This is a genomic window from Natronoflexus pectinivorans (genome assembly GCF_004345615.1).
GTDB lineage: Bacteria > Bacteroidota > Bacteroidia > Bacteroidales > Marinilabiliaceae > Natronoflexus > Natronoflexus pectinivorans.
On sequence record NZ_SLWK01000023.1, the window covers coordinates 1 to 22,086 of the forward strand.

Below are 22,086 nucleotides of genomic sequence, written 5' to 3' on the forward strand. Positions count from 1 at the left end.
AATAATTCAAATGTCAGACAAGGCACTCTTTTTTTTTAGCAAAACTTATGAATATTAATCACTCAAAAAGTCAACCAATATCAGGACGCCTCAACCATAAACCATAAACCCTCAACCATTAACTATAAACTTAAAACTTAAAACCAGTTCGGATTATCTCTCGGGTGACTTCGTTTCTCATATTTTAGGTCTCTCAGCAGACTGCTGTTAACCGATATGGTAAAGAAGTATGATTTAAATCTTCCTACCGGAACCAGGTTAAAACTCATATTCCAGCAATGGAGATTTCTATTAATCCTTACGTTAGTATGCGAGATTTCTTTCCGGTCAAAATTGTATCCCGATGATACACTGATATCCCATTTGTTGGTCAGCGAAATTCGGCCATTTGCGTTGATGTCAGCCGTAATTCTTTTGTCATAGTCCATCCGTTCCCGGTTAAACTCTCCCTGAACAACCCGCATGCTGTAGTTGAGTGAGATGTTCCATGGCATATCAAATTTTACATATCCATCATCACCCGCCTGCTGCGGATCTGCATGGTGCGGAGCCGATTGTCCTTGCATGTGCTGGTCCATCCCTGGTGGCATCATGGAATCATCGTCGGTAGGGGGCGGAATTCCGTTGTTATTGCCATTTCCGTTACCATTTGCAGTCTGACCACCATCCCGCCAACGCTTAATGGTTTCAGATCCAAAATTTAATCCAAAACTAAGATTGGCTTGCGTCAGTCTGGCAATTCTTCTGTTTACGTCCCACTCTGAACGATGAACAGCTACCGGGCGGCCAGTTGCTGTGGTATCTATTGCATATGGATTAAATGTAGCACCAAAACTGATATTGGTACCAAATATTTTGGTTCGTCCGCTCATGGATATGTTAGACCAGTTGAGCGAATCGGCCATGAAATTATAAGAGGTACTGAAATTAAGAGACTCCAGAATATTTACTTTCTTGAATCCTGTCGTATCTCTATCGCTTCTCATTTTCATTTCCAGGGTGTTTCCCAAACTTAATCCCATAGAACCTGACTTTCCTCTACCCGGAACACCATATAAGGCTCCTTCGTAAATGGAATACTCTTCTCTTACAACCAAATCCCGGCTTTTGTCATAGTATTCAATCCAGTCGTAATATCCAAATCTCTCCTCACCAAAATCAGGCCGGTAACTCATACTTACCGAGGGAGTCATGACGTGGCGAATCGCATCTATTTTATCTCCAAAAATGGCCCTGCTTGGGGTAATGAATGTATATAGTTTAGTTGAAGTTCCAACGCCTACATTGTAATCATATACTCTGTTAAATCCAGGAATGGTATCCGTGGTAACAACTCTTCTCAAATCTTCATCGTAATCTTTACGTATGGAGTTAAAATACCATCTTTCAGTATAGTTTACGTTTGGTGTTACAGTGAAGTATCTAAGAAGTTTCAGGTTTAAAGACACAGGTATGCTGTGTCTTACCCCATTTCGCCAATCATCTCTCAAAGCTTGCGGACTCATGCTGAATTCGCTTTCCTTGGTAGAGATTTCGTTTCTCATATTACCTGTATAACCAACGCTAATGTTTTCGTACCAGGCTTCTTGTCCGCCAATACGATTTTGGTTTTTAAATGGAAAAATCCGACTCATCGTCACTGTCATATCGGGCAATGTCAGATTTATAGTGGTATCCCTACTGTTCTGAGAGTGTAAAGCATTCAACGACATATTGAACGGAGAGTTAGGAAATCGGCGGGAATATGATATGTTTGATCTTTTTTGGTTTTGAGCCAGCACCTCCGGGTTAATCACGCTACCAACATTATTTTGATCAAAGGAACTGGTAGAGAAATTAACACTTGCACCAAATGTACGGTAAGGATGAGCTTTTGCATCTTGTCTGTGCGACCATGTTACCGAAAAATCATTGGTTTTGCGGTAATCTGGCAGATCTCGTTCGCTAAAGACATTGGTAATTCTGTTGGCATTGAAACTACCAGCATAGCGGTATCTTCTGCGATAATTGGACGACGATCTCAAACCCCATGAGCCATTGGCGTACAGATCTCCGGTAAGTGCCAGATCAAAATATTCATTTGCTGCCCAATAGTACCCTCCATCGCGAAGGAAAAATCCCCGGTTGCTCTCCTCACCATATGATGGCATTAAAAATCCTGAACTATAAGTGGTGGTGCTGGGCACAAAGGCAAATGGGATGATGAGGGGATAGATTGGAACATCTTCCAGAACAAGGTAAGCAGGACCGGTAACTATTTTATCTCCCGGTATCACCTTTGCTCTGGTCATATTGATATAAAAGTGGGGGCTATCATGATGATTGCAGGTGGTGTATCGTCCGTCCTTTAAAAAATAGGTATTGTCAGCATTCTTTTTGGCTCTGTCGCTCACTACGAATCCTTCACCCTGTGTGGTAACTACATGAGTAATGATGGCCTTTTCTGTCTTAAAATTATAGCGGATACTTCGCATGGTGTACTCACCGCTGGGATCACGAAATACCGGTAGTCCTGTTTCAACACCAAGCGAGTCAACGGTTCCGGCTGCATAAACCAGGTTACTGTCCAGGTCAAGCTCAATGTAATGAGCAGTCAGATGAACATCCTGATAACTGACAGATGCATTTCCAAACAGGTAGACTCTTCCCCGATCAAACCAGGTTGAATCTTCTGCACTGTATTTTACTTCTGCTTCTATAAAAGGAGATCTTTGTCTTTGTCGTTCTACCGGTTGCTCCGTAACTATTGTGTCATCAGGAGTTGTAGTAGCTTCCTGGTCGGTTGCAAAGGTCTCGTCGGTGATAAATATTTCAGTGGTATCGCTTAATATGGTGTGATACATCCTGGTGAGCTCTTCTGAGAGGTTGGGTAATGAGTCGTTTACAGGTGATTGTAGTTCAATGTTTTGAGCCTTAGGATGCATGTATGTGCCAAGACACAATAATAGTATTAACCATTTGATCGGCATGAAGTTAAAAGGCGTAATTTTATTGGTCTTTACTCTCAAAACAATCCCGTATTTTTAATAGATATGAGCACAAAAATAAATTAAAAATTGGTCTTAATACATTTCTTTTCAATAAAACTTAAAGGAGTTCTGGCACACAGAGAGATATTTATTAAATTTGGCAAAATATATTTGTTTAGCTTATTAATGGTTTAACTTTAATGATGGAACCATTTACCATGGTTGCTTGTCTCACAGATTCTGGAATGAATGTTGTTAATGTTTTTATCTATTGTCTGTGTATTTCTATAAACTAAACGCATAAAGTTTTATTATTCATGAGGTACATATTATTTTTGTTGATATTGTTTGGGGTGATTTTAATTGGTGCGGAGGCTCAAAATCAACGTGAATCCGGATTTCGCACAGTGGTTATAGATCCCGGCCATGGAGGCCGTGATCCCGGAGCCGTGGGAAGAGTTGTGAAGGAGAAGGATATTGTTTTGGCCATCGGACTGAAAGTGGGTGAGTATCTCAATCGTGAAATGCCCGAATTGAATGTTGTTTTCACACGAACTGAAGATGTGTTTGTTCCTTTGAATGAACGGGCTGCCATAGCAAACAATGCCAAAGCAGACCTCTTTGTCTCCATTCATGCCAATTCCATTCATAACCCCCGCATATTCGGAGCGGAGACTTTTGTTTTGGGTCTGCACAGGTCACAGGAAAACCTTGAAGTGGCCAAAAGGGAGAACAGTGTAATTATTCTTGAAGAGGATTACACCACAACCTATCAGGGGTTTGATCCTACCTCGCCCGAGTCATATATTATTTTTGAGTTGATGCAGAACGTTTATCTGGATCAGAGCATCTCAGCCGCATCATTGATTCAGAATCAGTTTGAGAGCAGAGTGGGCAGGCACAACAGAGGTGTAAAACAGGCCGGATTTCTTGTTTTGAGGGAAACTGCCATGCCGGGAGTTTTGGTTGAAGTTGGTTTTCTTAGTAATGCACAAGAGGAGAGATTTCTTGCGTCTGAAGAAGGTCAGGTTTATTTGGCTTCTGCCATATTTAGAGCAATTCGGGATTATAAGAACCGGCATGAAGCCAGAAGCCAGATTGCCTCAGTAAGACCCAATGTTCAGTCCGAAATAGTGCTCCCTGAAACCCCACCAATGGTAGATACACAAAATGAAGTTGTCTTCAGAATTCAGGTTGCCACAACCCGTCAAATGATCAACTCGGGAGAAGGTCCGTATACCCATTTTGATGAAGTGTGGGTATATGAAGAGGGGGGACTTTATAAATATACCACCGGCTATTCAATTTGTTACGATGATATCAGTCACCAACTGACCAATGTCAGGGAGAAAATTCCCGATAGTTTTATTGTTGCTTTTAAAAATGGCGAAAGAGTGCCTGTGTCATCAGTTCGCTAAACTTAACTTATACTCATGCATATAAAAAAGGAAATTAAGCTCGGTCTGCTTGTCATTGTTGCAATGACCCTGCTTATTTGGGGATTCAACTTCCTAAAGGGAAAGGATATATTTGTTTTCGGTACACAGTATTTTGGTGTATACGAAAATGTAAACGGCCTGTCCGATGGAAGTCCGGTAATTTATAAAGGATATCGGATTGGAACAGTGCAGCGAGTGAGATTGCATCCTGAACTACCGGGCAATTTTCTGGTAACTTTATTAATTAGTGAGGATGTAAAAATTCCGAATAACTCAGTTGCTCAGATTCAGAATATGGACATTATGGGCAGTAAGGTGGTTGAAATCTTGATTGGAGACAGCCCTGAAATGATGCAGCCAGGTGACTTTATTAACACTGACGTGGGATCTGACCTGTTTGAACAGGTCAGTGTTGAAATGCAACCCATTAAGCAAAAAACAGAGCGTGTGCTTGTACAGCTTGACACTTTACTAACCCATGTCAACCGCATTTTTTCAAGCGAAATGGAGCAATCCATGCAAAAACTATACAGCACCATCGATCATCTGCAGCAAACTTCTCAACACATCAGCTCTTCTTTTCAGGAAGGAGGACACCTTGCCAACAGCCTTCAAAATGTTGAGATCTTTACCAGCGGACTTAGAGTTCAGGCTCAGAACATGGGAACCACCATGGAAAATCTGGCTGTTTTTTCGCAAGGACTCTCGGAGGTTGATTTAGCTTCAATTGCAGCATCGGCAGACACATTGCTGATTGGATTAAATGAGTTAATGACCATGGCCACAACGGGAGAAGGAACGCTTGGTCTGTTAATGAGCGATGCAGAACTTTATTTAAACATGGCCGATGCAACTGCAAATATGGATCGTTTGTTGGCCGATTTGCGCCATAATCCCGGCCGCTATCTGAATTTCTCTGCTGTTAATTTCGGAAGGCGGGTGTATGTTACACCCTCCGAAAAAATGGCTGAAGAGAATAACATAGTGTTCAAGGTTAAAGTTGCATCTTCAAATGAACCTTTGGACATTCGAAATGATATTGTTATTGATGACATGCCGGTTTTTGAAGATACCGACGGTAGAAACTACATCTATACCGTGGGCGAAACCAGATCCTTTGAAAAGGCCGAGATATTAAGACTTAAATTAATTGACCAGTTTCCAAAAGCTGAGGTCATCTCATTGAGGGATGGGAAACCCATTCGACTAAACAGAGCACTGAGGCAAGTTAATTATAAAAACTAGTTATTTGGTTAAATAGATTTTAGGCTCCTAAATCCCAAAAATATTTTTTGGGATTTTTTTTATCAACAACTTCAAGACTCTTTTACACAATGTATTAAGGACGTTAAGATAAAGTTAAGGTTCGTGTTTAACGTCCAGGCAATCAGATGCATAGGCGTGATTTTTTTAAGCGTTTGAGTATTAATAGTCTAATGCTTTTTGCAAAAAATCAAGGAAGATATGATTTTTTTATTCAATTTTTTTTCACAAATTTTGTCTTAAGCGAACTCAAAATTATAAACATAAAATTAAAGGAAGGCACAGTAAAAATGAAGCTGGATCATCAAAATGTCTGGAACATTTGTATGGATTTAGTCAGTAAATCCATTGACCCATTGGCTTTTCAAACCTGGTTTGAACCGATTGTACCCTTACGTCTGGAAAAGGATGTGCTGACCATCCAGGTTCCAAGCGTCTATTTCTATGAAATTATAGAGGAGCAGTACATTGATCACGTCAGACGAGCCTTACATGATGTTATAGGTAATTCTGCCAAGCTGGAATACAGCGTGGTGATGGATAAAGGACAGAAACGAAACCACAATCCATACACGTTAAATCTTCCAACAGCAAACCGAGCCGATTTGCGAAACCGAGCCGTTTCGCCTGGTTCTAATAACGATCAACCTGCTATTAAGAATCCTTTTGTGATTCCTGGTATCAAAAAACTGAATGTAGATCCCCAGCTAAATGCGGACTATACATTCGAGAACTTTGTTGAAGGAGATTGTAACAGGTTGGCTCGTTCTGCGAGCCAGGCTGTGGCTAAGAACCCCGGTAAAACCGCGTTTAACCCTCTGTTTATATATGGCAATTCCGGTTTGGGAAAGACCCATCTTGCCCAGGCTATAGGAATTGATGTGAAGCAAACTATGCCTGAAAAAACAGTGCTTTATGTCAGTGCCAACAAGTTTCAGACCCAGTATACCGATTCAATCAGAAATAATTCACTGAATGATTTTCTTAACTTCTATCAGATGATAGATGTTTTGATTATGGATGACATACAGGAATTTGCCGGTAAAACAGGAACTCAGAACACATTCTTTCATATTTTCAACCATTTGCAACAATCTGGTAAGCAGCTTATTCTTACATCTGATCAGGCTCCGGCTGATTTGCAAGGAATGGAGGAGAGATTATTGTCCAGATTCAAATGGGGACTTCCTGCTGATTTGCAGGCTCCCGATTTTGAAACAAGAGTGGACATCCTGAAACATAAAATCAGGAAAGATGGTATCAATGTATCACCAGAGGTGGTGCATTATTTGGCAAGTCATATCAATCACAACGTTCGTGAGCTGGAAGGGGCTTTAATTTCATTACTCTTTTTATCTACCATCAATAGAGATGAAATATCACTTGAAACCGCCAAGAGTGTTGTCGATAAGTTGGTAAGAAAATCACAGCGTGAGCTTTCGGTTGATTTTATTCAAAAAACCGTTTGTAAATATTACGGTCTTGATCCGGAATCTTTGCAATCGAAAACCCGCAAGAGAGAGATCGTTCAGGCCAGACAAATTGCTATGTACTTTTCAAAAAATCTGACTAACTCATCTCTATCGGCCATTGGTTCAAAAATTGGAAAAAAGGATCATGCAACGGTTTTGCACGCCTGTAAAACCATTACCAATTTAATTGAAACCGACCGGGATTTTAAAAGCCAAATACGAGAAATTGAAAGTCAATTGAAGTGTTGATTACAAGGTAGTTATTGTATTTTGAATAAAAAACCACAGAAATGCGACGATATGACGTCGCATTTCTGTGGTTTTTTGTATTTTAGCCGTTTATAGAGAATGTATGAAGAGGACAAAGCAGTTTTCAGCAAAATTTGGTACTGTCTTTGCTATAGCTTGTGCGGGAGGTATTTCTGCACATTAAAAATTCTCCTCTTTCCAGTAGTAATATCTTAATCGCTATAGTAGAATGAGCATTAAAGCAATTATTCTGATCATAGGTTTTTCATTGAGTGCCGGGATGTGGCCTGTTTCCATACAGGCACAAACAGAGAATGGCCGGGAATTGCAAAAAATAATCCTGAATAACAGAGAGTACTATCTCCATGTTATTCAAAGAGGAGAGGGGCTTTATCGAATCAGCCAAAAGTATGGTGTTTCCATGCAAGAGATTTTGGATGCCAACGATGATATTTCTGAGAGCTTAAAAGTTGGACAAATTCTCCGAATTCCTGTCATTTCAGGACGTAACCGAACCGATTCGGAGATGGAGAGATCCAGAGAGTTTTTGTATCATACGGTGGAGAAGGGGCAAACTGCATTTTTTGTGTCACGCAAATATAACGTCCCAATTGAAGTTATATACCAGCACAATCCAAATAGCGAAAGAGGTTTGGTTGAAGGGTCTATTCTCCGTATTCCTATGGAAGCGGAGCAAACGGCAACCGTTGATAGAGCGGCAACTACCACCACTGAATCTCAACAACCAACAGAAGATTCTGATTACATCTATCATACAGTTCAACCACGGGAAACCTTGTTTGGATTATCACGTCAGTATTCAGTTTCTGTTGATGAAATCATTGAAGCAAATCCCGCTTTAAGAGGCGGCGTTTTGGGTATTGGAAGTACTGTAAGAATTCCAAGAAAAGAGCATACACCAACTCCCGGAGAGCAACCCTCAAGGATACTTCAAAGTGATGACTACGTCTATCATACCATTCAGGAAGGACAAACCTATTATTCCATCAGCCGACAATATCAGGTTAGTGTTGAAACCCTCAGAAATGCCAATCCCGGTGTTGAGCAGGATGATCTAAAAGTGGGTTATATGCTTCGCATTCCCCGTCCGGAGATAGATCAACAAATTGTGAAAAAGGATGTCGATCAGGACGATCTTTTCATTAGCCACAGAGTCAGGCGTCGTGAAACGCTGTTTGGTATTTCCCGCCAATATCATGTGGATATGGAGACCATAAAAAAGGTAAACCCCGATGTGGACTTCTCAGAATTTCGGCATGGTATTACTTTGCGTATTCCCAAAGACGCATGGTTTGCACGAAGAGCTGCTGATTTACTGCAACCGGAAGTTGTGTATACCGACACAACAGATGGTGATGTGGATATGATTACCCAATTTGGCGATTGTTCAGTTAATCGTGAACTTGGATACCGAACTCCCATTAAAGTTGCTTTAATGTTACCCTTTTCGGCCAATGAAAGTAACCGCTTTTTTTCTGCCGGATCGGATTCTGTTCAAGTGTCCAGAGATATGCGAAACAGGGTAAATCGTTCCCGGATCTTCGCTGAGTTTTACAGCGGAGTCCTTTTGGCTCTGGATACATTAAAAAGGAAAGGAATAAATGTAGAGCTTTCTGTCTATGATATAGCAGCATCCGGTGATGCTTTAAACCAGGCCTTACGTGATCCTTCCCTAAAGGAAACCAACCTGATCATTGGTCCGGGAATGTCTTCTGAATTGCCCAACTTGTCTGCTTTTAGTCGTGAACATAAAATTCCGCTGGTTTTTCCATTGTCGAACACAAACCCCGATATTGCTACCAACCCATACCTGTTTCACGTCAATACACCTGATTCATTGATGTTTGATCAGATGGCTGGTGAAATCATCCGCCAGGCCAATGGGGCTTCTCTTTTGGTGATTTTGCCAAATGAACAGGATCGGCAAGGGAATCGCTTTGTGCAGGTTCTAAAGCGAAAGGCAGCACTTATGGGAGCCGGAAGCCTTAATTATACCGAATACAAATTGGGTGGAGATGATCTGGTAGAGATTCAATCTCTCATCAATCGGGATGGAACCACTTATGTGGTTGTTCCATCTGTGGCTGAGGCAGATGCTTCACGCATCATTCCCATACTATCTGGTGTTAAGGAGAAAACAAGAGCAGATATTCGCCTGTTTGGTATGTCCGATTGGTTGTTTTACCAAACCATCGATCCGGAACATATACATCATCTGGACGGAACCATATTCAGAACTTTCGGACTTGATTACAATGATCCGTTGTCAAACAGCGTTCTGAGAAAATATCGTCAGTGGTACCATATTGAACCTCATGCTGTAGCACCTTACTTCCAGAACAGCTCACCAGCTTCAGCCTATTCAAGATATGGCCTGTGGGGATATGATGTGGCAAGCTATTTTATTTCAGCCATCGCCCAGTTTGGAACTGATTTTGACATCTGCCTGAACAGAGTCACAAATGACCAGGTGCAATTTAATTTTAATTTTAAACGAACTTCAAATTGGGGTGGCTTTTACAATAAAGGATTGTATATGTTGAGATTCAGACCAGATTATTCCACAGAAAGAGTTCCTCTGAGAGAGATGTAGGTTGGTAGATATTAGATGTAAGATTGTTAGACACTAGACTTTAGACACTAGATTTTTAGATATTAGATTATTAGAAGTTAGATGCTCTAGCTTAATTTCTTCGGATCCCGCAAAGCAGAGTAAATTTGAGACAACTTCATTTATCCCAATCATTTAAACATCAGAAACAGTAATGATATCAGTTAATCAGTTAACCGTCGATTTTGGTGGCTTTCGTTTATTCGATGAGGTCTCTTTTCTAATAAATAACCGCGACAGAATTGGGTTGGTAGGTAAAAATGGCGCCGGTAAATCTACTCTTTTAAAAATCATTGCCGATCAACTGGTTCCCAGTGCCGGATCGGTTGCCAAGCCTAAGGAACTTACCATTGGTTATCTGCCCCAGCACATTGACTATTCTGATACTCAAACTGTACGAGAGGAGACGGAACAAGCTTTTTCAGAATTGATTCATTTGGAAAATGAGATTGAAAGATTAACCAAACAAGTGAGTCAGAGAACCGATTACGAATCGGCTGATTATCTGGAACTGATTAACAAACTTACATTGCAAAACGAACGTTTTGCAATGCTGGACGGACATAATTTTCATTCGCAAATTGAGGTTACATTAAAAGGTCTCGGGTTTAAACAGAGCGATCTCGATCGTCCCACCCGTGAGTTCAGCGGAGGATGGCGTATGCGCATCGAACTGGCGAAGATTCTGCTTAAAAAGCCCGATGTGTTTTTATTGGATGAGCCAACCAACCACCTGGATATTGAGTCCATTCAGTGGCTTGAGGACTATTTAAAGTCCTATGCAGGAGCCTTGGTTCTCATCTCCCACGACCGAGCTTTTCTTGACAACATCACCAACAGAACCGTTGAGATATCTCTTGGGAAAATATATGATTACAAGGTTTCGTATTCGCGGTTTGTAGAGTTGCGGCACGAGCGGCGCGAACAGCAAATGGCTGCGTACCGGAATCAACAAAAGAAAATTGAAGACACCGAGGCTTTTATTGAGCGGTTTCGATATAAAGCTACCAAGGCGGTTCAAGTGCAATCACGCATTAAACAACTAGAAAAATTAGAGCGAATTGAGGTTGATGAATTTGATGGAAGTGCTCTTCGCATACAATTCCCGCCTGCGCCTCACTCCGGATCAATCACGGTTAAAGGAAAGGGCATAACGAAATTTTACGATCAGTTGCATGTTCTCGACGACTTGGATTTCATGATTGAAAGAGGAGAGAAAGTCGCTTTCGTAGGAAAAAACGGTGAGGGTAAAACCACCATGGCGCGCATCATCTTGAACGAAATTGAATATGGTGGATCAATCGAGTTGGGACATCAGGTTAAAATAGGCTATTTTGCGCAAAATCAAGCCGATCAGTTGGACAACTCCCAAACGGTTCTGGAGACTGTTGATCGTGTTGCGGTAGGGGATATTCGCACCAAAATTCGCGATTTGCTTGGAGCATTTCTCTTCAGCGGAGAGGATGTGGATAAAAAAGTTTCCGTACTTTCCGGGGGTGAAAGGACGCGTTTGGCTATGGTGTTGCTGTTGTTAGAACCTGTTAATTTGCTTATATTGGATGAGCCAACCAACCACTTGGACATGAGGTCGAAGGAGTTGTTGAAAAAGGCTCTGGCTGATTTTAACGGAACGGTGATTTTGGTTTCACACGACCGTGATTTCCTAAACGGGCTGGTAAATAAAACTTACGAGTTTACCAACAGAAAAATTAAAGAGCACCTGGGGGGCATTTATGAGTTTTTAGAGAAGAAAAAACTGGAATCTCTAAAGGAACTTGAAAGCCGTCCATCTGCTGCAAAAATATCGATAACATCTGAGAAGATTGCTCCCAAAGGAAAACTATCTTTTGAGGAGCGCAAGGATTTGAACCGACGCATTAAAAAAACTGCCACTGATGCTGAACAATCTGAAAATCGGATAGGTGAACTGGAAAATTATCTGGCTGAAATGGACAAGCTTTTACAAAACCCCGACAAAACTGATGATCTTTCGAGCATATACATTGACTATGAAAAAGTAAAGAAAGAACTTGATGAGGAGATGGAGCGATGGGAAAAGCTCAATTATGAACTAGAAAAACTGGAAACAGAAAAATGTGAGTTAGAATGAATGATAAAAACATTATCTACGGTATCCGTAGCGTGATTGAAGCCATCGAGAGTGGCAAAAGTCTGGAAAAAGTATTTGTAAAAAGCGGCTCCACCGGTGAGCTGTTTCAGGAGCTGATGCAATTGATGAGTCAAAAAGGGATCAATTGGCAAAAAGTCCCGGTGGAACGCATCAACCGTTTTACAACCAAAAATCACCAAGGCGTAGTGGCTACCATATCTCCTATTGCTTATCAGGATATAGAGGAATTAGTAAACCTGGCCATTGAAAGCGGCAGTAAACCTTTTATTTTGGTTTTAGATGGGATAACCGATGTACGTAATTTTGGAGCCATTGCACGTACAGCTGAATGCGCAGGTGTTGATGCCATAGTCATTCCAGAGAAAGGAGGAGCCCCTGTCAATGCCGATGCCATTAAAACTTCTGCCGGTGCACTATTCAGAGTTCCGGTATGCCGGGTTTCTAAAATGTGGTACACCATGAAATTTTTGAAAGAAAAAGGCTTCATGCTGGTTGGCGCATCGGAGAAAAGTGAAGTCAATTACAAGGGTGTAAACTACACACAGCCAATAGCTTTGGTGGTTGGTGCTGAAGACAAGGGGATTTCATCGCAAGTATTAAAAATGATGGATCAGGTGGTTTCCATTCCTGTAAAAGGGGAGTCAGGTTCATTGAATGTCTCAGTGGCTACGGGAATTATTGTTTATGAGATAGTTGCAAATAATAGCTAGTTGTTTTTTTAAAACTTATTTGTTTTTATATCTTTTTTTTAGCTAATTTGGGTTGTTTTTGATTGCATTTGTATGAGGTAAGAGTACTATTTATAGTGCTCCTATACTAGTATTTACTTAATACAACATCATGAATAATAGAGATCGAGTTCTTAAATCGCTCAATCACGAACAACCTGATCGGGTTCCTTTTTTTTACTGGGGGGTACCCGGATTTACTGAAAAGATGATGAAACATCTGGGTTTTAGTGATAAGGATCAGTTGTTGGAGCATTTGGATGTGGATTTTCGATGGGTTGAACCCAATTACCGGGGGCCTGAGTTACTTGATATTTCCGGAGAATCAAAAAGAGATATTTGGGGTGTTGAATATAAACTTTGCGGACACGGCGATCTTAAATACTGGGATATCGCAGGTTCTCCGTTGGCTGGTGTCAATGATCCGGCAGTTCTGGCCGATTACCCATGGCCGGATGTATCTCTTTTCGATTTTAATTCATTAAATAGGCAACTCGATAAATACAGTAAATACGCTACCATGTCTGCTCCCGGGTATTCATCTCCCGGTTTGTACAGAATTATTCAGCGTTTGATTGGGCGTGATAACTTTCTTGAGGTGATGATGTATCACCCAAAATTCTTTGGAGTGCTGGTTGAGAAGGTATCTGATTTTTATTGTGATTTCATCAGTTCTTTCTTTGAAGTGGCCGGCGAACGGCTTGATTTTATCCGCATTGCAGATGATTTTGGTGATCAGGGAGGATTGATTGTAAGCAATGATACATGGCAGGATATCATTCGTCCGGTAATGGAGCGCTTTATGGAAGTTCCCCGAAAACATCATGTTAAATTCTACATGCACAGTTGTGGTGCTGTGCGAAAGTTGTTGCCAGAGTTTATCTCAATTGGTGCCGATGTTTTGGATCCAATTCAAACCCGTGCTGCCGGAATGTCTCCAGAAGGATTGAAAAAGGATTTTGGGTCGATGATTACTTTTTGTGGTGCACTGGATGAAGAACTATTACTGAGAAAAGCCACACCTGCAAGAGTTAAAGAGGGTGTAAAGGAACTTCTTGACATCATGGCTCCGGGAGGAGGTTTTTTCCTTGGCCCCTCACATAAATTTAAAGTTGAAACCCCGGTTGAAAACGTGATTGCCATGTATGAGGCAGCTAGGGAGTGGAAGTATTGATGTTTATTAAGTTCGAAGTTTTTTGGTTTATAGTTCATAGTTCTGAACCATAAACGCAGAACTCAAAACCATAAACTCAAAACCATAAACCCAAAACCATCCAACCTTATCACCTTATCACCCTTCCACCTTCTTCCTGTTTCCTGTCTCCTGTCTCCGGTTTCCAATCTCCTTTCAACCTATTTTCCTAACCCCCTATCAATAAAAAACCTATATAGCCCTTCCGTAAGTTCAGTGATTAAACTATGGGGGAGGCTGTAGATGTGCTCATCAATTTTTCTAACTGGGAGGATTCTTAATGAAGTTCCTGATAAAAAGGCTGCATCCATTAAGGGTAAGTCATTTTTATTTATAGCTATATACTTGATTTGGATGTTTAGTTTCAAAGCTGTTTCAATGACTTTCTTTCTCATGACTCCTGCTAATACCATGGTTTCTGGTGCAGTTATCAGCTGATCGTTCTTAAAAAAGAAAATGTTTGAGCGACTTCCCTCTGTAATGATGTTATCTTTGGCCAGAATCGTCTCAAAAACTTTTGTTTTTTCCAATATCTGATTGCTTAAAAGACGTACAGGCGTATTGGCGACTTTAATGGATGGGTTGCTTCTGCTCTCATTTAAAATAGTACATTCAACACCAGATTGGTAAAGATTTGGGGCGGGGTAGAAGTGGGGAATAAAATATATGGCGTAATGACACTCAATTATTTCATGATGCAGAAAGCTGCATTCAATTTTTATGTTGCCTTCAGTGCGCTTTTCCGCTGTTATGAGCTGTTTGATTTTTTGAGCAAGCTCTTCCGCATTCACGGACAGTTGGTGGCCAGATTTTTCAATTCCTTCATACAAGCGGTTCAAGTGGTCTTTTATAAACAGAGGATATCCCTTTTCAATTCTTAAAACATCATAAATAACCAAACACTCCTTATTCTGTGACTTGCAGTTTCCAGATTTAAGATGGCCGTTTTCTATGTAGTATTTAGCGAATGACATTTTGCTTTTTTGCCAAAAATAATGAATTGAAGTTCATTGCAGTAATGTTGACAATCGTAATCTATTCTATCGTTAGTTTTAGTTTCTTTCCGAGTCCTGCTTCAACTATCTTTCTAAATGTAGACATCTCAAGGTCTGTTTTGTCGTTTTCAATTCTCGAAATATAGAATCTTGTTGTCCCACTTTTAATTGCTAATTGCTGTTGTGTCAAGCCTGCTTTTAATCTGGCACTTTTTATCAGTTTGCCATATCTGTATTTTGATGATTCTTTTATTTCTTCACTTAATTCGAAAAGAACATCAGCTCCAATTTCATAGGGAAGTATCAAACTTTCTCCATTTTTTGCTTTTACTTTAATCTCAATATTCGCCCATGATAAAGTGTAGTTCTTAAGTTTGACTTTCTTAAACTCATTTTCGTCAAGTAGTGGATATTCGAAATCATTCTCACTCACACCCCATTGCGTAAAAATCTTTTCAAAGTCAAGCATTCGGCTTTCTCCGTTATTGAACATACATTGGATTTTATGACCCGCTATCTTTTCTATCTTAACTATTCTGGGTATTTTAATCTTCTGTCTCATAGCCTTGGATTTAATTGTTTAAAAATATCCAAAAGGAACTGTTTATTATCACTCGCCCAATCTACCACTTTTTTTCTATGCATTCTGGGTATATTTCCAGCGTATGTCTCAAATGATTCAATTTCTATTAACTCTTCAAATTCAGCAAATTTCGCATGAAAATGGGGTGGGGGATGTTCCCTTGAGTAAATGTCAATTTTAATTGTATCAATTGTTTTAATTGTGGGCATAGAGTGTTGTCTATTTAGATAACAAATTTAAGAGGTTATCTTCTAATTTCCAAGGTTTTTTCAAATCATTTATGATTGCCAACATGATTTATTTCTATTTTCAATGCTGAATAAGTATTGATGCGGTAGTTAAATAAAGTTAAAAGCATTGTGTCTTATTTATTTATAATCTATATTTGAATATATAGTTCAAAAAGTAGAATGAATGCAATGCTGATTGCTTTGTATTAAATCATTTTGTACTTATTAAGTTTTGGTTTTGGATGGCGTAAAGGCAGTGTGCGAAGGCACCTGCCTTTATGTGTTTTTTGGGGGAAGGGGAATTGTAGGGGAAGGGTATCAGGGTGACAGGGACACAGGGTGGAAGGGTTAGAGGGAGGATTTTAGTTTTATGTTTAAGGTTCAATGTTTAAAGTTTAATGTTATAAGTTTATAGTTCATAGTTGATAGTTTATAGTTTATAGTTGATAGTTTATAGTTTATAGTTTGGGGTTGATAGTTGATAGTTGTAGTTTTGGGAGTGTAAATTAAACCCTAAACCCTAAACCCTTCAACCCTGTCACCCTGTCACCTTTCGTTCCAAAACCTTTTCTCCCATATATTTGTTTATATTAGCACATTAAAACTATGACATCATGCGAAATATGGTTATACAATTTGGGGCATTTCTATGGCTGGTTGCCATCTCAATGTCGGCAAGCGCACAATCCGGTTTTTACTCATTTGAAGTAAATACCATTGGAGGAACTCCTTTTAGTTTTTCATCTCTGAAAGGTAAAAAAGTAATGGTGGTAAACACGGCCAGTGAATGTGGTTTGACACCTCAGTACGAACAACTTCAGGCGCTTTGGGAGCAATATGGGGGAGATGATTTTGTGATTATCGGTTTTCCGGCCAATGATTTTTTGAATCAGGAGCCGGGTACTGCAGAGGAAATCATGGAGTTTTGTCAGGTTAATTATGGCGTAACCTTTCCTATGATGGAAAAAATCACTGTAGTAGGTGATGATAAGCACCCTCTTTATCAATGGTTGACACAAAAGAGTCTCAACGGTTTTAAGGACAGTGAAGTACAATGGAATTTTCAAAAATACCTTATCGATGAAAAAGGAAATCTTGCAAAAGTAATTCCTCCCAGGACCAGACCTGATGATCAGGAGATTGTTGACTGGATTAAGCAATGATCAGTTATCAATGATCAGTTATCAGTAATCAATGATCAGTTATCAGTTATCAATGATTAGTTTTTAATGAACAGTTATCAGGTAACAATGATCTTTGCTCACTGCTCACTGCTTACAGACTTCTCACTGCTACCTGACTTACCCCAGTATAGAAATTAACACACCTGCAGCTACCGCTGATCCGATAACACCTGAAATGTTAGAAGCCATGCAATATTGCAGCAGGTGGTTGTTTTGGTCGTGCTCAAGTCCTAAATCGTTAGCCACGCGCGATGCCATTGGTACTGCACTTAAGCCAGTGGCTCCAATGAGCGGGTTGATTTTCTTTTTGGCAAACATATTATAGATTTTTACAGCAGTAATACCTCCTCCAATGGAGATGGCAAAGGCCATGAATCCACCTACAATTATCCCCAGGGTGCGCATATCCAGAAATACATTATGGGTCATGGTTCCACCAACTGCCAATCCTAGAAATATGGTGGCCGTATTCATGATGGGGCCGGTGGCCGCATCAGAGAGTCTTTGTGTTATAGTTCCAACCTCTTTGATAAGATTACCAAACAGCAACATTCCCAACAGTGGCACTGATGAAGGTACAAATAATGCGACTGTCACCCCAAGAATCACTGGAAACAATATCTTGACCAACTTCAAATTTTTGATTTCATATTTTGGCGGATAGAGTTTGTCCTGTTGTTTCATGTTGATGAGAAAATCTTCTTTTGACATTAGCATATTGGCAATAAGCGGGATTATTACCGGCACCAATGCCATGTATGAGTACGCAGCAATGGCGATGGGGCCTAAAAGGTGAGGTGCCAGCATAATAGTCGTATAGATGGCCGTAGGGCCATCGGCTCCACCAATTATTCCTAAGGCGCCAGCTTCTTGCAAAGTAAAGCCCATTGCAATGGCACCAAAAATAACCGAAAATATACCGATTTGAGCGGCCGCTCCAAAAAATGCTAGTCGTAGGTTTCGTAACATTGGTCCAAAATCGGTGAGTGCTCCAACTCCCATGAAAATAATAGGAGGGATAAATCCGGTTTTTAGGAGTGCAAAATAGAGGTAGTTCATTATACCAAATTCACTACCAATCTCAAAGAGATTCATATATCTGTCACCCTCTAGTTCTATTTTTTCCGCAGCGACAACACCCATTCCACCACCAGGTAAATTGGCTAGAATTACACCAAATGCGATTGGAACCAGCAACAGTGGTTCATACTTTTTGGTTATACCTAAATAGAGCAAAACAAAACCTATCAGCAGCATCAGCAACACCCCGGGCTCTTCAGCAATTGCCCCAAAGGCTGTCATATTATAGAGTTCTTCAAGAACGCCCATGTTGTTTTTTGTTATTAGTGTTTAACTTTGTAATGATTACTAGGATATTACGCCCCGTTGCCTCTCAATTCTCCGGTCCCCTGTCTCCTGTCTCCTGTCTCCGGTCTCCGGTCTCCGGTTTCCTGTTCCCGGTCTCCTTTCTCCTTTCCCTAACCCACCGTCACCAGTAAATCATCCTCATCCACATCATCACCATTGGCAATTTCAAATTTTTGGATGGTTCCGCCCTCTTCGAATCGTATGGCATTGTATGTCTTCATTGACTCAATATAGCCAACTATATCGCCGGGTTTTACAAGGTCTCCTTCTTGTAGAGCTTTTTCCCCGGTGTCTTTGGTAAAATAAAATTTACCTTCCAGCGGAGCAAATACTTTGCTAATCTGACCCGTTGATGTTGGTGGGGAAGATGTTTTGGAGGTACTTGAATTATCAGCAGCGGCTGAATTCGAAGCATTTTCATCGTAGGAGACACTGACAGTGAATTGTTCGCCATTCACATTGATTTGCATGGTCGATGGCTGCCAGTTGGCAGGCATCTCTTTAGAGGTTTTCCCGCCCGTTTGTTCCTTTGAAAATTTATCCTCATAGGATTTTATCTCAGCCTCAAAATTCTCCTTGGCTTTACCGGACTTATATAACCTGTATTGTTCAGGATGCATGGCCAACTCCATCAATTCTTCATCATCTTGCCCATAATCCCAATTGTTCTCATCCATCTCTTTTCTAAAGCTATCTAATGCATCGGTGTATGGATCTTGTGGATGACCGGTATAGAACTCACGACCCTCTTCTTTAGCCCGCTGAATTATCTCATCGGACAGTTTACCGGGCAATTTTCCGCTCTTACCGAGAATCATGTCCCAAATGTTATCGGCAATCATACTCCATCGCTCTTTGCCTTTCTCAAGCTGAATAACATTCATTAAGGCAATGTTTTTAACATACTGGCTGAAAGGGGTTACCAATGGAGGAAATCCAAGGCGTGGCCATACGTATTCTACTTCGTCGAAAAGCTTAACGAGCAGATCATCTTCATTAAGCACCGGCTGATTGTTTTTCTCTTTCCACTTGTTGAGACTTTTTAGGTTGTTGGTCAAATCGGCCATCATGCTACCCATCATCCCGCCTGGCAATCCCGGGCCAATCAGGAGGGAATTCATTAGTCGGTTTTTAGGGCTGATGAAATAACCCAGAAAATCGTCAATAAATTCCTGGGTGAGTGACCGCACTTTCATGTATGCCTTCATATTGATATCAGGCACATCAAACCCTGCATCTTTTAGCATGGCTTGTACGGTTAGCAGGTCGGCATGACCAGTTCCCCATGAAAGCGGTTCCATGCCAACATCCACATAATCAACTCCGGCACGCGCCACTTCTAAAATGGTAGCTACCTGGAAGCCAGGGCCTGCATGGCCATGGTAAGTGATGGGGATCTCTTTATGTTTTTCGCGTATTTTTTCTACTATTTTTCCTAAAGAGGCGGGACGGGCAATACCGGCCATGTCTTTAAGACACAATTCATCTGCTCCGGCCTGAATAAACTGATCGGCTAAATCCACATAATACTCAACAGTATGCACCTCGGAATAAGAGAGGCTAAGGGCAGCTTGTGCTATCATGCCACCTTCTTTGGCATATTTGATGGAATCAATCACGTTACGGGGATCATTGAGTCCACAGAATGAACGGGCAATGTCGGTGCCTTGTTTCTTTTTTACTTTAAACATCAGTTTACGAACATCGGCGGGAACCGGCGTCATTCGAATGCCATTCAGCGCCCGCTCCAGCATGTGTGTCTGAATTCCAGCTTCTTGGAATGGCTTAGTCCAGGCTCTAACAGCATGGTTTGGATTTTCTCCAAAGAGCAGATTGATCTGCTCAAATCCGCCGCCATTGGTTTCGACTCTAGAGAAACACCCCATTTCAATAATGTGTGGGGCTACTCGCTCCAACTGATCCAATCGAGGTACATACTTTCCTGATGATTGCCACATATCCCTGTAAAGGAGGGAGAATTTTATTTTTCTCTTCATTATATGATGTTTTTTTATCTCAATAATTCGTTTTTTATTCTGTTTTATTTAGCTCGCAAACTTTTAGTATCATCTTATTTTAAGCGTTTTATGTTTGTGGTCTGCGATATCATAATATGTTGATTTCTATTTCTATCCCCATACAACGGCACTAACGTCCTAACCACAAAACGACCTAATATCCTAACGAACTAACAACCTCTCTTAGTTTGCTTTTTCAATATTGGTTACTCTACCTTTGCCTCTAGTAAGGATTTTAACTGCTGCGACTATGGCAGCTGTTTTGGATGCAGAAACACCGGCTGAAACAACTGCTTGGTTGGCATCTTCCGGAAAGAAACGCTTTACAAACAGAATGATGCCATTACCAAGTAATACCACCGTTAGCAATATTATGAAAACGGTGAGCATTCCTACACCCAGCAGGGTAAATGCTTCTTGAAAATTCTCACTCATTTTAGTTAGTTTTTATATTTAACATTTCCCGAACGGCTTTGTTTATTTAACACCAACAAACTAGTGTCAAGTCAAATATATTTTATGCTACGCTTCACCACTAACTCAGCCAGAGACGGCAACAGTCCCAATTTGATGGGGAACCGCCAAACGCACGAGATAAACATGTCTTGTTGTCTGGTTAACTTGAAACTAGGGTTCGGTAATCTTTAAATTTGTGATATACGTACACGGAAATATAACTGATTGAAATATAATATAATATATCCTTGATTAAATTGATTGTCGTTATTTGCCGTAAAAAAACAACCATCACTTTTACAATATTACCCAATTTCCCCCTTATTTAAAACTATTTAGCCCGATTTTTATTCCGTGTAATTTACAGAAAGCTGATAATTATCACTATTTCACTGATTTATATCAATTAAAGAAATATTTGCGTAATTGGTACGTATTCAGGTTGTTAGGAAAGGAGGACGGAGGACGGAGGAAGGAGACGGGAGACGGGAGACAGGAAAAGGAAAAAAGGGAAGACGGTAACACGGTAACAGGGTGACACGGAGACCGGAGACCGGAGACGGGAAACCGGAAAAGGAAAAGGAAAAAAGGAAAGACGGTAATACGGTAACAGGGTGACACGGTGACATGGAGACCGGAAAAGGAAAAGGAAAAAAGGAAAGACGGTAACACGGTAACAGGGTGACACGGAGACCGGAAACCGGAAAAGGAAAAGGTAACACGGTGATAGGGTGATAGGGCGACTGGAAAGTGGTGACAATGGGTAGGATGGTTTTTTATCATTCATCCGATGAATATAACTGTAATGCAAGATTCATCGGATGAATTATTTTTACCCCTTACCTCCTAAGTTGTGAATACTGTTTTGCAGAGTGGGTTCGTTCAGTTCGGGGCGTTGTATTTTTAATCCTATTTACGGTGTATATGCTAAGACATGGTTATTTGGTTAGATTGCGGAAGTTTGAAGTTTGAAGTTCGATCTTCTATGTTTGAAGTAATGGATTTAACATTTTGAACTACAAACCATAAACCATAAACCATAAACCATAAAAAGAATCACCCTAAACCCAAATTACCCAATCACTGTGCCGTCCTGAAATAGGTTGACCGTTTTTGAACGATTTTTAAAACAATTCAAAAACTGAAACTTATGAAAAATAGACGGTCACAATTTAAG

The 22,086-nt window shown here is 40.6% G+C and carries 15 protein-coding genes; 8 read left to right on the forward strand and 7 right to left on the reverse strand.

Going from position 1 to position 22,086, the window contains the following annotated elements:
• Positions 1-137: 137 nt before the first annotated feature.
• Positions 138-3,008: a putative LPS assembly protein LptD gene (locus EV194_RS16435; RefSeq protein WP_207916103.1), complete on the reverse strand. Its 2,871-nt coding sequence runs from the start codon at positions 3,006-3,008 to the stop codon at positions 138-140.
• Positions 3,009-3,286: 278 nt separating this feature from the next.
• On the opposite strand from EV194_RS16435, the gene EV194_RS16440 reads away from it, so the two are divergent.
• The 7 genes from EV194_RS16440 (at position 3,287) to EV194_RS16470 (ending at position 14,057) form a co-directional block, all read left to right on the forward strand.
• Positions 3,287-4,387 (forward strand): N-acetylmuramoyl-L-alanine amidase family protein, encoded by a 1,101-nt coding sequence (locus EV194_RS16440; protein WP_132435560.1) that lies wholly within the window; start codon positions 3,287-3,289, stop codon positions 4,385-4,387.
• A 15-nt stretch (positions 4,388-4,402) separates the two neighbouring features.
• Positions 4,403-5,653 (forward strand): MlaD family protein, encoded by a 1,251-nt coding sequence (locus tag EV194_RS16445; protein WP_132435562.1) that lies wholly within the window; start codon positions 4,403-4,405, stop codon positions 5,651-5,653.
• A 308-nt stretch (positions 5,654-5,961) separates the two neighbouring features.
• Entirely contained in the window at positions 5,962-7,392 is a 1,431-nt protein-coding gene (dnaA, locus tag EV194_RS16450) for a chromosomal replication initiator protein DnaA (RefSeq protein ID WP_132435564.1), read from the forward strand.
• Positions 7,393-7,621: 229 nt separating this feature from the next.
• Positions 7,622-10,006, forward strand: coding sequence for a PBP1 and LysM peptidoglycan-binding domain-containing protein (locus EV194_RS16455; protein ID WP_132435566.1), 2,385 nt, complete (start codon positions 7,622-7,624; stop codon positions 10,004-10,006).
• A 172-nt stretch (positions 10,007-10,178) separates the two neighbouring features.
• The gene (locus tag EV194_RS16460; RefSeq protein WP_132435568.1) at positions 10,179-12,134 is read left to right on the forward strand and encodes an ABC-F family ATP-binding cassette domain-containing protein; all 1,956 of its coding nucleotides are present in this window, start codon (positions 10,179-10,181) and stop codon (positions 12,132-12,134) included.
• Positions 12,131-12,865, forward strand: a complete 735-nt coding sequence (rlmB, locus tag EV194_RS16465; protein ID WP_132435570.1) for a 23S rRNA (guanosine(2251)-2'-O)-methyltransferase RlmB — start codon at positions 12,131-12,133, stop codon at positions 12,863-12,865. The genes EV194_RS16460 and rlmB overlap by 4 nt, the downstream gene beginning before the upstream one ends.
• 130 nt (positions 12,866-12,995) lie before the next feature.
• A complete protein-coding gene (locus tag EV194_RS16470; RefSeq protein WP_132435572.1) occupies positions 12,996-14,057 on the forward strand; it encodes a uroporphyrinogen decarboxylase family protein in 1,062 nt (353 codons plus the stop codon).
• 179 nt (positions 14,058-14,236) lie between these two features.
• On the opposite strand, the gene EV194_RS16475 is transcribed toward EV194_RS16470, so the two are convergent.
• From EV194_RS16475 to EV194_RS16485, 3 genes are all read right to left on the reverse strand, one after another.
• Entirely contained in the window at positions 14,237-15,049 is an 813-nt protein-coding gene (locus EV194_RS16475) for an aminotransferase class IV (RefSeq protein WP_132435574.1), read from the reverse strand.
• A 61-nt stretch (positions 15,050-15,110) separates the two neighbouring features.
• Positions 15,111-15,632, reverse strand: coding sequence for a helix-turn-helix domain-containing protein (locus tag EV194_RS16480; RefSeq protein WP_207916106.1), 522 nt, complete (start codon positions 15,630-15,632; stop codon positions 15,111-15,113).
• Positions 15,629-15,862, reverse strand: coding sequence for a DUF4160 domain-containing protein (locus EV194_RS16485; protein ID WP_132435576.1), 234 nt, complete (start codon positions 15,860-15,862; stop codon positions 15,629-15,631). Before EV194_RS16485 ends, EV194_RS16480 begins: the two co-directional genes overlap by 4 nt.
• A 635-nt stretch (positions 15,863-16,497) precedes the next feature.
• Between EV194_RS16485 and EV194_RS16490 the strand changes: the two genes are divergently transcribed.
• Positions 16,498-17,046 (forward strand): glutathione peroxidase, encoded by a 549-nt coding sequence (locus EV194_RS16490; protein WP_132435578.1) that lies wholly within the window; start codon positions 16,498-16,500, stop codon positions 17,044-17,046.
• A gap of 138 nt (positions 17,047-17,184) precedes the next feature.
• On the opposite strand, the gene EV194_RS16495 is transcribed toward EV194_RS16490, so the two are convergent.
• The 3 genes from EV194_RS16495 to EV194_RS16505 form a co-directional block, all read right to left on the reverse strand.
• The gene (locus tag EV194_RS16495) at positions 17,185-18,396 is read right to left on the reverse strand and encodes a sodium ion-translocating decarboxylase subunit beta (RefSeq protein ID WP_132435580.1); all 1,212 of its coding nucleotides are present in this window, start codon (positions 18,394-18,396) and stop codon (positions 17,185-17,187) included.
• Positions 18,397-18,545: 149 nt separating this feature from the next.
• Complete coding sequence (locus tag EV194_RS16500) at positions 18,546-20,432, reverse strand: biotin/lipoyl-containing protein (RefSeq protein ID WP_132435582.1); 1,887 nt, start codon at positions 20,430-20,432, stop codon at positions 18,546-18,548.
• 204 nt (positions 20,433-20,636) lie between these two features.
• The gene (locus EV194_RS16505; protein ID WP_132435584.1) at positions 20,637-20,888 is read right to left on the reverse strand and encodes an OadG family protein; all 252 of its coding nucleotides are present in this window, start codon (positions 20,886-20,888) and stop codon (positions 20,637-20,639) included.
• Positions 20,889-22,086 lie beyond the last annotated feature (1,198 nt).

Excerpts from the sequence above, each read along its gene's own strand:
- EV194_RS16480 (WP_207916106.1), bottom strand. The coding sequence starts at position 15,632 with ATGAGACAGAAGATTAAAATACCCAGAATAGTTAAGATAGAAAAGATA.
- EV194_RS16495 (WP_132435580.1), bottom strand. The coding sequence starts at position 18,396 with ATGGGCGTTCTTGAAGAACTCTATAATATGACAGCCTTTGGGGCAATT.
- rlmB (WP_132435570.1), top strand. The coding sequence starts at position 12,131 with ATGAATGATAAAAACATTATCTACGGTATCCGTAGCGTGATTGAAGCC.
- EV194_RS16505 (WP_132435584.1), bottom strand. The coding sequence starts at position 20,888 with ATGAGTGAGAATTTTCAAGAAGCATTTACCCTGCTGGGTGTAGGAATG.
- dnaA (WP_132435564.1), top strand. The coding sequence starts at position 5,962 with ATGAAGCTGGATCATCAAAATGTCTGGAACATTTGTATGGATTTAGTC.
- EV194_RS16440 (WP_132435560.1), top strand. The coding sequence starts at position 3,287 with ATGAGGTACATATTATTTTTGTTGATATTGTTTGGGGTGATTTTAATT.
- EV194_RS16470 (WP_132435572.1), top strand. The coding sequence starts at position 12,996 with ATGAATAATAGAGATCGAGTTCTTAAATCGCTCAATCACGAACAACCT.
- EV194_RS16445 (WP_132435562.1), top strand. The coding sequence starts at position 4,403 with ATGCATATAAAAAAGGAAATTAAGCTCGGTCTGCTTGTCATTGTTGCA.
- EV194_RS16460 (WP_132435568.1), top strand. The coding sequence starts at position 10,179 with ATGATATCAGTTAATCAGTTAACCGTCGATTTTGGTGGCTTTCGTTTA.
- EV194_RS16490 (WP_132435578.1), top strand. The coding sequence starts at position 16,498 with ATGCGAAATATGGTTATACAATTTGGGGCATTTCTATGGCTGGTTGCC.
- EV194_RS16455 (WP_132435566.1), top strand. The coding sequence starts at position 7,622 with ATGAGCATTAAAGCAATTATTCTGATCATAGGTTTTTCATTGAGTGCC.
- EV194_RS16500 (WP_132435582.1), bottom strand. The coding sequence starts at position 20,432 with ATGAAGAGAAAAATAAAATTCTCCCTCCTTTACAGGGATATGTGGCAA.
- EV194_RS16485 (WP_132435576.1), bottom strand. The coding sequence starts at position 15,862 with ATGCCCACAATTAAAACAATTGATACAATTAAAATTGACATTTACTCA.
- EV194_RS16475 (WP_132435574.1), bottom strand. The coding sequence starts at position 15,049 with ATGTCATTCGCTAAATACTACATAGAAAACGGCCATCTTAAATCTGGA.